At 70.6% G+C, this 12,985-nt stretch carries 8 protein-coding genes; 2 read left to right on the plus strand and 6 right to left on the minus strand.

The annotated features are described in order from the left end of the window. Positions 1-28 precede the first annotated feature (28 nt). Genes TSO352_RS04395 through TSO352_RS04405 form a run of 3 tightly spaced genes read right to left on the minus strand, consistent with a single transcriptional unit; the run spans position 29 to position 2,953 of the window. Positions 29-430: a response regulator gene (locus TSO352_RS04395; protein WP_109106118.1), complete on the minus strand. Its 402-nt coding sequence runs from the start codon at positions 428-430 to the stop codon at positions 29-31. Beyond that, a complete protein-coding gene (locus tag TSO352_RS04400) occupies positions 427-2,316 on the minus strand; it encodes a PAS domain S-box protein (protein ID WP_109106119.1) in 1,890 nt (629 codons plus the stop codon). Before TSO352_RS04400 ends, TSO352_RS04395 begins: the two co-directional genes overlap by 4 nt. Then, positions 2,297-2,953, minus strand: a complete 657-nt coding sequence (locus TSO352_RS04405; protein ID WP_109106120.1) for a chemotaxis protein CheX — start codon at positions 2,951-2,953, stop codon at positions 2,297-2,299. Before TSO352_RS04405 ends, TSO352_RS04400 begins: the two co-directional genes overlap by 20 nt. Positions 2,954-3,306: 353 nt before the next feature. On the opposite strand from TSO352_RS04405, the gene TSO352_RS04410 reads away from it, so the two are divergent. Continuing rightward, a complete protein-coding gene (locus tag TSO352_RS04410) occupies positions 3,307-4,134 on the plus strand; it encodes a DUF2076 domain-containing protein (RefSeq protein WP_109106121.1) in 828 nt (275 codons plus the stop codon). Between the two features lie 25 nt (positions 4,135-4,159). Here the strand turns inward: TSO352_RS04410 and TSO352_RS04415 are convergent, their stop codons facing one another. Genes TSO352_RS04415 through TSO352_RS04425 form a run of 3 tightly spaced genes read right to left on the minus strand, consistent with a single transcriptional unit; the run spans position 4,160 to position 10,352 of the window. Beyond that, positions 4,160-5,290 (minus strand): two-component system response regulator, encoded by a 1,131-nt coding sequence (locus TSO352_RS04415; protein WP_109106122.1) that lies wholly within the window; start codon positions 5,288-5,290, stop codon positions 4,160-4,162. Then, positions 5,287-9,222, minus strand: a complete 3,936-nt coding sequence (locus TSO352_RS04420) for a PAS domain S-box protein (RefSeq protein WP_109106123.1) — start codon at positions 9,220-9,222, stop codon at positions 5,287-5,289. Before TSO352_RS04420 ends, TSO352_RS04415 begins: the two co-directional genes overlap by 4 nt. 5 nt (positions 9,223-9,227) lie before the next feature. Continuing rightward, on the minus strand, positions 9,228-10,352 hold the full coding sequence (locus TSO352_RS04425) for an FIST N-terminal domain-containing protein (protein WP_247871896.1): 1,125 nt from the start codon (positions 10,350-10,352) through the stop codon (positions 9,228-9,230). Between the two features lie 400 nt (positions 10,353-10,752). Between TSO352_RS04425 and TSO352_RS04430 the strand changes: the two genes are divergently transcribed. Next, a partial coding sequence (locus TSO352_RS04430; protein WP_109106674.1) for a methyl-accepting chemotaxis protein occupies positions 10,753-12,985 on the plus strand: 2,233 nt, incomplete at its 3' end.

A 12,985-nucleotide genomic window follows, 5' to 3' on the forward strand; every position in this document is an offset into this window, starting at 1 on the left:
GCGGTCAGACGAACAGTTTCATCGTCTTTCAGACGAACAACTCCATCGTCTGCGGGATGTTGCGCGGTTCCTCGCCGGCCAGGATGGCGCGGGCGACGTCGACGGCGGCCAGCAGGCCGCTCTGGGTGAAGGGCTTGGGCAGGCAACCGATGCCGGGAACCGACCCGCCCTTCTTCAGTTCGTCGCGGTAGGAGGTGATGAACAGGCAGGGCACGCCCAGCCCGGTCAGACGCCGCGCGGCGTCGACGCCGTTGGACCCCTGGCCGAGATGCACGTCGACCAGCGCCAGGTCGGGCTTGTCGGCCTCGGCCAGGGCGACCGCCTCGGCGGTGGTGGCGGCCGGACCGGTGACGGTGTGGCCGACCGTCTCCAGATAGAGCTGCTGCTCCAGCGCGATCAGAACCTCGTCTTCCACCAGCAGGATCTTCATCCTCCGTACTCCACGGCCGGAGACGGTTCGAGAAGCGGCACCTCGTCGGGCACCGCCAGTTCGATCCGAAAGGTGGTTCCCTGCGGCGCCGTGTCGATGTCGACCGTCGCCCGGATCTGGCCGGCCAGGCTGGAGATCAACCGCATCCCCAGGCTGCGGCTCTTGCGAAGGTCGAAGTTGGCCGGCAGCCCCGGTCCGCGGTCGGCAACGGTGAGGGCCAACCGCTCGCCCTCGTTGAGGAAGGTCACCGTCACCTGGGCCGGCGCGTTGCCCCGGTGCTTGACCGCGTTGGTGATCAGTTCGTTGGCGATCAGGCCCAGCGGGGCGGCGTGGTCGATCGGCAGGTCGACGACGTCGGACCGCACCACGATGTCGCACATGCTGTCGCCACCCGAGGCGCGGGCCAGATCGTCGCACAGCTCCCGCAGGTAGGTGCCGAACTCGATGGTCTGGAACTGGTCGGCCTGATAGAGCCGGTTGTGGACGCGGGCGATCGCCTCGATCCGGCTGCGGGCGTCCTGGAAATGCACGCGCACCGCTTCGTCGGGCAGGCTGAGCGTCTGCAGGGTCAGCAGGCTGGACACCAGTTGCAGGCTGTTCTTGACCCTGTGGTTGACCTCGCGCAGCAGGGTCGATTTCTGCCCGACCAGCTTGCGCAGCGCCGCTTCCATCGACTTGATCTCGGTGACGTCGATGTGCATCAGCACGGTGCCGCCGAACGGACCGGCCGGCATCGGCGCCGCCAGGCAGCGGAACCAGTGCTGGTTGGTGGTGACATACTCCGCCGACACCGGCGGGCCGCCCTGGTTCAGCAGGGTGCGCAGGCTGTCCATCACCGCGTCCGCCTGGGGATCGGCGGCCTCCCCCCGGCCGCAATGGTCCAGGTAGTTGTCACCGACGATGCAGCCCTGGCCGAGGAAGATGTTCTCCGACCCGGCCTCCGCCCAGGCGCGGTTGACCGACACGATGCGGCCGGAACGGTCGAGCACGGCGATGAAGGCCGGCAGCGCGTCCAGCGTCGCCTTGGTCTGCTCGGCGAGTTGGCGCATGGCGAGCGCGCTGGCCCGCAGTTCCTCGCGGGTGCGCCGGCGTTCGGTGATGTCGCGCAGGATGCCGGTGATGAAGCTGCGGCCTTCCGATTCCCAGCGCGCCATCGACAGTTCCAGGTCGATGGTGCTGCCGTCGCGCCGGCGGCCGGTCAGCTCCACCGGCTGGGCCACGGTGTCGAAACCGCCGCCGGTCCCGTTTCCCAGCCCGCCGTTTCCCAAGCCGCTGTGCTCCGCCATGCCGAGCCAGTCGGGGGCGTCGTCGTTCAGCAGGGCGCGGACGTTCTGGCCGATCAGTTCGTCCGGGCGGTAGTCGAACTGGCGGGCCGCCGCGCCGTTCATCCACTGCACCATGCCGCGGGTGTCGGTGGTGACGATGGCGTCGGGCGCCGTGTCGACGATGGCCCGGTAGCGCGCGTCGCGCTGTTCGCGCAGCACGCGTTCGCGGTTCACCGCCGCGGTGACGTCGGTCACCTGGATCAGGCAGCGCGCGTCGCCGGCCGGCGGCAGCGGCCGGATCACCACATTGTGGACCATCCGCCGGCCGTCCGGCAGGTGCAGCGGAAACAGCATCGGGTTCAGCGTGTGCGACAACACCCCCGGCGCCCCGGTCGCCAGCGTGTCGCGCACCGCGCTGTGCAGCCGCGATTCACGAAGGTTGGGCAGCGCGTCGAACAGGTCGTGGCCCAGGATGTCGCGCGCGGCCAGGGTCGACGCCTGTTCCATCCAGCCGTTCCAGTAGAGGACGCGGCAATGGCGGTCCAGCAGTAGGATGCCGGCGTCCAGTGCCCCCAGCACGTCCAACGCCCAGGTCGGCTGTTCAGGCAGAGTGGGTGCCATGGGGCGTTCCGGCGGATGTGGATTCGGACGCGATGCCTTCGATGAAGGCATGGATCAGTTGCTTCAGCGATTCCAGCGACGAAACCCCCATGAGCAAGGCGATGTAGCCACGAATGCTGCGGCTGCGGATCGTAAAGTCGATGTAGAGGAATAGCACCAGCTCATCGGAATTTCCGCCCTTATCCTTCAGGATATTGGCGCCGTCGCCGCGCAGCACCGCCGGCAGCGAGATGGTCAGCCGGTCCTTCAGCGCGTTGGCGACGATGACGAGGCAGCCGTTGAGGATGATGTTGCCGATCTCCGCCAGGGCGTCCTGTTCCAGATCGACGATCTCCGCCAGGGTCAGGTCGCCGCCCAGCACCGCGCGCGCCAGTTCCAGGCTGTTGGCCTCCGGAAAGATCAGCATGGCGCGGCCGTCGAACGACCCCCGGAACTGCTGCTCCACCGCGACCAGCCCGGTGCGTTCGCGCGCGGTCAGGAACGACGCCGCCTCGTGCCGGCTGACGATGTCGACGGTCGGAACCGAAAGCAGCACCTGGTCGTTAACCATACGGCTGAGGTGGGTGGCGGCGCGGCCGACCCCCATGTTCACCAACTCGGTCAGCGCGTCGCGCTCCAGGTCGGTCAGTTCCACCATCGCTCGGCGCCTACTCTCGTTTTCATGGTCGGCTCAACAACCGGCGCCGCCGGGCGGTCGCATCCCGAATGTGGCCCATCGACCCGCAAAAGTGCACCCCCGTCAATGTCATATGTTAACGATTGGACGCCATAGCCGATATAGCCGCCCCTGCCCCACAATGGTCAGCCCCGCGATCCGTCGGTTCACACCCTATGGTCGGAACGCTCCGGAAACCGTTGGGAAGCTTGACGGACGTCGCCGCCGCCGCGCACCGGGTCCCCCCGTGCCGAAGGGACTTGTCCAGTGGGGGATGGCGACGCCACATACGGTCCTGCGCCCGTTCGACGCGGACGCTCTGTCTGGAGACGTCGATGACCCCCGAGGAACGCACACTCTTGTCCGACCTGTTCCGCCGCCTGCGCGAGGTGGAATCCCAGCCGCGCGACGCCGAGGCGGAGGATTTCATCCGGCGGTCGGTGCAGGATCAGCCGCTGTCCGCCTATTACATGGCGCAGACGGTCCTGGTGCAGCAGCAGGCGCTGACCGCCGCGCAGACCCGGATCGAGGAGATGGAACGGCAACTGCGCGAGGCGCGCGACCGGCCGGCCCAACCGGCGTCGGGCGGCAGCTTCCTGTCGAGCGCGCTGGGGCTTGGCCGCAGCCCCTGGGGGCGGAGCGACCCGTCCCCGTCCACCCCCTCCCCGTCCGGCCCGCCGCCGGCCGCCGCCCAACCGGCCACCCGCAGCCCCTGGGGCCCGCCGCCGTCCAACCCCGGCCAACCCGGCTCCGGCTACGCGCCGACCGCCGCCTATCCGCAGCCCTACTCGCCGCCGGGCTTCCCGCAGGCGGGCATGGCGCCGCGCGGCGGCGGCTTCTTCGCCGGGGCGGCGCAGACCGCGGCCGGCGTGGCCGGCGGCATGCTGGCGGCGAGCGCGATCTCCTCGCTGCTCCACCACTCGCCCGGCCCCTTCGGCGAGGCGATGGCCCAGACGCCGCTGCACGAGACGCCGGTCAACGAGACGATCATCAACAACAACTATTACGGCGACGACCACGCCCCGCCCGCCGACGCCGGTCCGCAGGACGGCGGCGGCTACGGCCAGGACGCGCCGCCGGCCGACGACGCGTCGACCGACGATGTGTCCTATGACGACACATCCGGCGACGACAGCGGCGGCGGGGACGATTCCTGGATCTGATGGCGCCGCGGCGCGGGGGCTGCCGTCAGCCCTCGTCGCTGTAGCGCCGGGCGATGTCGCGGAACTCGTCCTCCAGGGCGGTGAAGGCGGCGACCACGGCGGGGTCGAAATGGCTGCCGCTGCCCTCGCGGATGATCGCCGCCGCCTTCTCGTGCGGGAAGGGCGCCTTGTAGCAGCGCCGGCTGATCAGCGCGTCGTAGACGTCGGCCACCGCCATCAGCCGCGCCGACAGCGGGATCGCCTCGCCGGCCAGCCCCTGCGGATAGCCGGTGCCGTCCCAGCGCTCGTGATGGCCGTGGGCGATCTCCCGCGCGATGCGCAGGAACGAGCTTTCGCCGGCGCGCTCTTCCGCCGGCAGGGCGCCGACCTGCCCCTCCGCCGCGAAGATGGCGTCGTGCCCCAGGGCGGCGTGGGTCTTCATGACGTGGAATTCGTCGTCGCTCAGCTTGTCCGGCTTCAGCAGGATCGAGTCCGGGATGCCGACCTTGCCGACATCGTGCAGCGGCGCCGACTTGTAGAGCAGTTCGATGGTCTCCTCGTCGAGCCGGTCGGCGTAGCGCGGGTCGCGGCTGAGGTGCAGCGACAGGGCGAGCACGTAGTTCTGGGTCCGCCGGATGTGGTTGCCGGTTTCGTTGTCGCGCGTCTCGGCCAGCGACGCCATGGCGCGGATGGTGGCGTCCTGGGCGCGCAGCAGGTCGCGCGTCCGCTCCGCCACCCGGTCCTCCAGCAGGCGGTTCTGGTCGGCGAGCGCGCGGCGGGCGTCGCGCAGCGCGACGTGGGTGCGCACCCGCGCCAGCACCACCGGCGGCGAGATCGGCTTGGTGATGTAGTCGACCGCCCCGACCTCGAACCCGCGGGTTTCATCGTGCACCTGCCCCATGGCGGTGATGAAGATCACCGGCAGGTCGCGGGTGCGCGGGTCGTCCTTCAGGCGTCGGCACACCTCCACCCCGTCCATCCCCGGCATCATCACGTCGAGCAGGATCAGGTCGGGCAGCGGATCGCCGGCCAGCCGGGCGAGCGCCTGCGGACCGTCCTTGGCGACGATCAGCCCGTAGCTGTCGCGCAGCAGGTCGGCCATCACCTTCAGGTTGATGGGCTCGTCGTCGACCACCAGGATCCGCGGCTTCTCGCCGGCCGGTTGGGGGTTGCTCATCGTCCGGAATCCCTCCAGTCCAGCAGCGTGTCGCTCAGGGCGCCCAGGGCCGCCGCCGCGTCGTCGAAATCGAAGGCGCCGGCGTGGCGGCTCACCCGCTCGGCGGCGGCCGCCGCCGGGGTGGTGGCCAGCAGGCGGGCGAGCGCGTCGGCCACGTCGCCGCCCTCCGGGTCACCGGCGGCGAGCAGCCCGGCCAGACGGTCGGCGAGGGCCAGCGCAACCCGCAGGCTGTCCGGCGGGCAGGCGGGCGCGGGGCCGGGCGCCGCGGTCGCCGGGGCGGCGCTCGGCAGGGTATCGGCGGCCGGGGCGCGGGCCAGCGTGCCGATGCCGTCCACCACCACGGCGAGCGCATCGGCCAACCGCTCCAACACCCCGGCTGGCACCGCGGGCGGATCGGCCATGGCCCCCTGCTCCACCAGCCCGGCCAGCACCGAGAGATCCATGGCGCCGATGGTGGCGGCGGTGCCCTTCAGCGTGTGGGACAGCCGCAGCGCATCCTTCCAACGTCCCTCCTGCACCGCCGCCTCCAGCCGCGCCGCCTCTCCGACATGGGTGGCGGCGAAATCGGTCAGGATGCGGCGCAGCAGCGCCAGGTTGCCGTTCACGTTGCGCTGCGCCACCCGCAGATCGAGGCTCGGCAGGCTGTCGGGCAGCGCCGGGGCGGGCATCACCGACGCCGTCACCGCCGATCCGGCGGCGGACGGCGCACCGCCGGCCAGCCCGCGCACCGGCCTCAACCAGCGGGCGAGCGCCGCGTAGAGCGCCTCCGGGTCGATCGGCTTGGAGACATGGTCGTTCATGCCGGCTTCCAGGCAGCGCTCGCGGTCGCCGGCCATGGCGTGGGCGGTCATGGCCACGATCGGCAGGGTCACCAGCTCCAGCTCCCGCCGGATCAGCCGCGTCGTCTCGTACCCGTCCAGCCCCGGCATCTGCACGTCCATCAGCACCAGATCGAAGGTGACCTCGCGCAGGCACTGCAAGGCTTCCTCGCCGCTGGCGACCACCATCGCCTCGATGCCGACCAGCTCCAGCAGCCCGCAGGCGACCTGCTGGTTGACCAGATTGTCCTCCACCAGCAGCACGCTGCGCCCGACCAGGGCCGACAGTTCGGTCGATTGGGCGGCGTCGTGGGCCCGCCGGGCCGGTGCCGTCGCCGACGGCGCCGCCCGGCCGAGCGCCACCATCACCGAATCGAGCATCGCCGACGGCGTCACCGGCTTTTCCACGACGCCGGCGACCCCGCCGCCCGCCACCACGCGATCCAGCGCCCGGTCCAGCGCGCCCTGAACCCCGTCGGCGCCGTAGGCGGTGGTCATGATGACCGGCGGATGGGGGCCGGGCAGCGCCCGCAGCCGGCACAGCGTCTCCACCCCATCCAGGTCCGGCATGCGCCAGTCCAGCACCACCAGATCCACCGGCGGCAGGACGCCGGCGTGGGCGTCCTCCAACCGGCGCAGCGCCGACCAGCCGTCGCCGACCGATTCGACGGCCAAGCCGAAGCGTTCCAGCATGTCGGTCAGGATGGAGCGGACGGCGTCGCTGTCGTCGACCACCAGCACCCGGCGGTCCATCAGGTCGGAGGGGAGCCGGTCGTCCCCGGTGTCGCCGGCCGCCACCCGGCAGCGGAGCGAGAAGCGGAAGATGCTGCCCTCCCCCGGCCGGCTTTCGACCGCCACGCTGCCGCCCATCAGCTCCACCAGCTGGCGGCAGATCGCCAGCCCCAGCCCGGTGCCGCCGAACCGCCGGGTGGTGGAGCTGTCGCCCTGGCTGAACGGGCGGAACAGCGCCGTCACCTGATCGGCCGACATGCCGATGCCGGTGTCGCAGACCGCCACCTCCAGCCGGTATTCGTCGCCGGTGCCGACCCGCCCGTCGACGGTCACCACCACCTCGCCGCGCTCGGTGAACTTCACGGCGTTGGAAACGAGGTTGAGGATCACCTGCCCGACCCGCAGCGGATCGCCGACCAGCGTGCCGGGCACCCCGCCGTGCAGATCCAGGATCAGCTCCAGCCCCTTTTCCCGCACCTTGGGCAGGACGACGGTCGCCACCTCCTGCAGCACGTCGCCGATGTGGAAGGGGATCGCCTCGATCGTCAGCTTCCCGGCCTCGACCTTCGAGAAGTCGAGGATGTCGTTGATGATGCCGAGCAGGCTGCGCGAGGACGCGTGAATTTTGTCCAGATAGTCGCGCTGGCGCGGCGTCAGCTCCGTCTTCATCATCAGGTGGCTCAGGCCGATCACCGCGTTCATCGGCGTGCGGATCTCGTGGCTCATGTTGGCGAGGAAGTCGCTCTTCTGCCGGTTGGCGCGGTCGGCGTCCTCCTTGGCGCGGGCCAGCTCGTCCTCGGTCCGCTTGCGGTCGGTGACGTCCTTGTGGATGCCGGTGATGCGGGTGGGCGCGCCCGTCGCGTCGCGGTCCGTCACCTTGCCGGCCGACAGGATCCAGACCCAGGCGCCCGACGCGTGGCGCATGCGGAACTCGACCTCGTAGACCGGGGCGCGGCCGTCGATGTGCTCCGCCAGCCGGGCCAGCACCCGGTCCTTGTCGTCCGGGTGCATCAGCCCGAGCCACGCCGTGCCGCAAGGGGCGATGTCGCCCGGCCGGTAGCCCAGCATGCCCAGCCAGTGGTCGGAGAAATAGGCGCGGTCGGACACCGGGTTCCAGTCCCACAGCCCGGTGGTGGAGGCATCCAGCGCCACGGTCAGCCGCTCCTCGCTCTCCTGCAGGGCGGTCAGCATGCTCTGGCGCTCGGTGATGTCCTGGAACACGTTGACCGAGCCGACGATGCGGCCGTCCTCGCGCAGCGGCACCGCGGTGATGGCGATCGGGAAGATGGTGCCGTTGCGCCGGACGAAATGGTCGGTGTCGGACCGGTAGGTCTCGCCCCGCCGGACGCTGGCCAGCACCGGGCAATCCTCCTTGGCGACCGGGAGCCCTTCGCCGTTCCGGTGGTGGACGGCGTCGTGCAGGGTGATGCCGCGCATCTCCTCCAGCGACCAGCCGAGCAGCCGTTCCGCCTCCGGGTTCAGGAAGGTGCAGAAGCCGTTGCGGTCGAGCGAGAAGACGCCCTCGCCCATGCTGTCGGTGATGCTCTGCAGGAAGCGGCGGCTGTCCTCCAGCTCCGCCTCCATCCGCTTGCGCTGGCTGATGTCGGTGCGGATGGCGATGTACTGGTGCGGCTGCCCGTCGGTGCCCAGCAGCGGGACGATGGTCGCCGACACCCAATAGAGTTCGCCGGCCCTGGTCCGGTTGCAGATCTCGCCGTGCCAGACCTGGCCGTCCATCAGGGTGTGCCACATCTCGGCGAAGAAGGCGGCGGGGTGGTGGCCGGAGTTGACCACCCGATGCGAGCGCCCCAGCAGATCCTCCCGCTCGAACCCGCTGATCTGGCAGAACTTGTCGTTGGCGTAGGTGATGATGCCACGGTGGTCGGTGATGCTGACGATGGCGTGCTGGTCGAGCGCGAATTTCTGCCGTTCCAGCGCGCGCTGGGCCGCCGAGCGTTCCTCCACCAACATGGCCATCAGGTGGCTCAGCCGCTCCAGACCATCGCCGGCGCTGACGTCGGCGACGTCCGGCAGCTCCGGGCGGCCATCCGCCCGCAACAGGCTGTTGGCGACGCCGCGCAACCGGCGGATCGCGTGTGCCTGGGCCCCCGCCTCGCGCCGCAGCCGTTCGTTGGCGTCCGCCAGCTCCTCCGAACTGAGCTGAAGGCTGCGCGCCCGCAGCGTCAGGTCGCGGTCGGACTGCTCGTAGCTCTGCGAGATGCGGCCGAACAGCGCCGGCAGGCCGTCCAGCGCCCGCACCGCCTCCGGCGACAGCCCGTCGCGGCCGGCGAGCGTCTTCAACTCGTCGAACAGCGCTGTGACCGCTTCCGATCCCTGCAGACCGAGAACGCGCTTGAACTGGCTTTGCAGCAGACGGTGCATGGGGGTCAGCGTTCCGTCAGCAGGGCGACCGTCATCGTCTGGTTGTGCAGCCGGCAATCGACCAGATCGCGCATCGGCCCGATCTCGCCGTAGGAGTAGAAGCCGGTCAGCACCACGCCGGGCCCCAGCCGGTCGGCCACCGCCTGCACCTCCTCCTCCACCCGGTCGCCCATCACCAGCTTGCGGCCGACGCAGCTGACCAGCAGCGCAAGCGACTGCGGTTCGGCCCCGCCATCCGCAGGATGTCCCGCCGCGCCATGGTCGGCTGCGGCGATGGCGCCGGCCTGTTCGGCGCCGTCGACCAGCCCGTCGGTGCTGGCGTGCATCAGCCGCAGGTAGAAGCCCTCCTCCACCGTGCCGGCGAGGATCAGGCCGCCTGCCGCCTCGTCGATGCCCAGGATCGTGCGGATCAGCCCGACGGAGTCATGGTTGCCGTTCAGCAGCTCGAACGGGAACAGCAGGCCCGAGGCCGGCAGGTCGCGGGCGTAGTCGCCGAGATAACGCTTGTAGACGTTCAGTGCCGGCTCGCCGTCCAGCTCCAGCAGCCGGTTGCCGACCGACCGGGTCACCTTGCGCGCCGGGCCGAACGGCTCCCAGCCGCCGACCGAACCGAGGCCGAAGCGCAGGCCGGCTCCGCGCAGCCCGACCGCCACCGCGCGCCCTTCCGACACCCCCGACGGTCCCAGCACCAGCGTGCGGGTGAAGGCGCCGCCGTCACCGGCCAACCCGCCCGACACCGGAATGCCCGCCGGCAGGCACGACACCAGCCCGTCGATCAGCGCGCTGCCGTTGACCGCGACGCCGCGGGCGAACAGCAGGACGCCCGACAGGTCCGGCAGCGCGGCGAGCGCCCGCCCAAGCGCCTCGCCCGCCGGTTGCGACTCGTCGGCGGAGCCGATGTCCGCCTCCGCCACGGCGATCGTGGCCCGCGTGAAGCGGATGGCGGTCACCGTGCAGGACTCGTCGAGCACGCCGTCCCCGACGATCTCGCCCGCGGTGCTGCACCCGGCCAGGACCGCACCGGGGAATGCGGCGGCCAGCCCGTCGGCGAAACCCGGCTGGTCGAACCGGGCGACCGACCCGAACACCAGGACCAGCTGGGCGCCTTCGGTCGTCGCGTCCGGCGGCATTGCGTCCGATGGAAAGGACACCGCCACCGAAGGCGCAAACACCGTCTGCCGGACCCGCATGCATCCCCCCATCGCCGAACCGGCTGCACGCAGCCGCTGGCCGGAAGACTAGCACGGCGGTGGAACGAGGCGGAGCGGTTATCACCTTTGGGGGCGTCCAATGGTCATAATGACGCATAGGAAAATCCGGCGGCCGGCCACTCCACCAAAAAGGTCTATGAGCCCTCTCGCACGGAAAGGAGGGTTTCGCCGTAAGGATCTGTCAACCACACTGCGGTATGGTTGGTGGGGCCATCAGTGGAACAGCGCACGTAAAATCGCGGTTCCGCCGGGCCTCAGAACGAAACACACGGGTGGAAAGCCCGGGCATTCAGCACACTGCCGGGAGGAACTGCGTACCATGACGATCGACCAGGGCCACAACTCCACTGCGCCGGGTCAGCCGGCCGAGCAACGCCGCCACCGCATGGGTGTGGGGGGCAAGCTGCTGCTGGCCTTCACCGGGATGGCCGGCATGACGGTGGCCGCCAGCGTGGTCGGGCTGATCTCCTTCTCGGCGGTGGAAGCGCCGCTGACGCGGATCGTCGGCACCGGCCTGCCGGAGATGGAGCTGGCCAAGCGCCTGTCGGGCGAAAGCAGCAGCATCGCCGCCGCCGCGCCCGCGCTGGCCGCCGTCGAAAGCCAGGGCGACCGCCAGCAGGTCTACGGCGACATCATGGGCCGCGGCAAGGCGCTGGACGAGCTGGTAAAGGAGCTGGGCACCCGCCGGCCCTCCGACCCGCAGATCGGCGAGATCCGCAGCAAGACGCAGGGCCTGATCGCCACGCTGGAGAAGGAAAACGCCGCGGTCGGCCACCGCCTGTCGGTGCGCGACACGCGCGAGGCGATGCTGGCCGGTCTGGCCAAGGGCTACGACGCGTTCCTCGCCAATCTGGCGCCGTTGACCGACCGGGCCGGCGCCACCCTGCGCAGCAAGGGCGAGACCCTGGATTCCAGCACCGAACGCGATATGGACGCGCTGGGCGATTCCGTGCGCTCGCTGATCACCATGTACGAGGTGCGCGGCGACCTGGGCTTGGCGTCCGAGGCGCTGACCCGCGCCGGCAGCGCCGAGACCTCCTTCGCCGTCACCCAGCACCAGCAGACCTATCTGGAATCCGCCGCCCGTCTGGTCAGCGCCACCGCACAGGTCGGCACCCGCCTGGGCCAGGAGGCATCGGACGGGCTGGACGCCTTCTTCCAGTTGGGCGACGGCGCCGACGGCGTCTTCGACCTGCGCCGCAAGGCGCTGGAGGCCCCGGCCGGGAGCGACGCGCGCGACGCGCTGCGCCAGAAGATTACCGCACGGCTGACCGACGCGGCCAAGCGCCAAGCCACCCTGCTGGAGCAGATGGAATCGCCGCTGATGCGGCTGAAGGCCGAGATCAAGCTGTCCAGCGTCAACGTGCGCTCGCAGACCCGCGATTCGATGCAGGATCTGCTGGGCGACGGGCTGGCCCGCTTCCGCACCTATCTGGAGCTGTCGACCTACGGGGCCGCCACCGTCGGTGCGCTGAACGAAGCGGCCCTGGCCCCGACCCCCGACCGGCTGAAGACGCTGGAAACCCGCTACGCCGCCGCCGCCCAGGCGATGGACGACCGGTTGAAGACGCTGATGAAGAGCGGCGACGACGGCCTGCCGAAGCTGGTCAAGAGCGCCGAGATGCTGGCGACCTTCGGCAAGGGCGACAACAGCCTGTTCAAGCTGCGGCGCTCCGAATTGGAGGCGGTTGGCGAGAACGAGAAGATCCTGGCCGAAAACCGGCAGATCGCCCAGCAGTTCGCCGGCATGATCGACGGACAGATCGCCACGATGAAGGCGGAGGCTGATGCCGCCGCCGCCGGTGCCACCGACGCGCTGTCGGCCGGCCGCATGATGCTGGTCCTGTTCGCCGCCGCCAGCCTGGTCGGTGCGGCGGCGCTGGCTTGGTTCGTCGTCGGGCGCCACATCGTCGCCCGGCTCAGCCTGCTGTCCGACGCCATGCGCGCCATCGCCGCCGGCAACCTGAACACCGCCATCCCGGCCGCCGGCACCGACGAGATCGGCGACATGACCCGCGCCCTGATCGTCTTCCGCGACACCGCCAACGCCGCCAACGAGGCCAACGCCCGCGCCGAATCGGAACGCGGCCGTGCCGCCAACGAACGCCGCCGCGCCATGGTCGAGATGGCCGAGAGTTTCGAAAGCAGCGTGCGCGGTGTCCTCGACCGCGTTTCCCGCGCCGCGGGCGAGATGCAGGACATGGCCCAGCGGATGAGCCGCAACGCCGAAACCACCACCGGGGAAGCGGCGACCGCCGCCAGCACCTCGCAGCAGGCCGAAGGCAGCGTCAAGGCGGTGGCCGCCGCGACGGAAGAGCTGTCGGCCTCGATCCAGGAGATCGGCAGCCAGGTCCACGCCTCCAGCCGCATTGCCCGCAAGGCCGCCGACGACGCCGAGCGCACCGACCGCACGGTGGAGGGGTTGTCGCAGACCGCCAACAAGATCGGCGAGGTGGTGCAGCTCATCAACGACATCGCCAGCCAGACCAACCTGCTGGCGCTGAACGCCACCATCGAGGCGGCGCGCGCCGGCGAGGCCGGCAAGGGCTTCG

Source organism: Azospirillum sp. TSO35-2 (assembly GCF_003116095.1).
Taxonomy (GTDB): Bacteria; Pseudomonadota; Alphaproteobacteria; order Azospirillales; family Azospirillaceae; genus Azospirillum.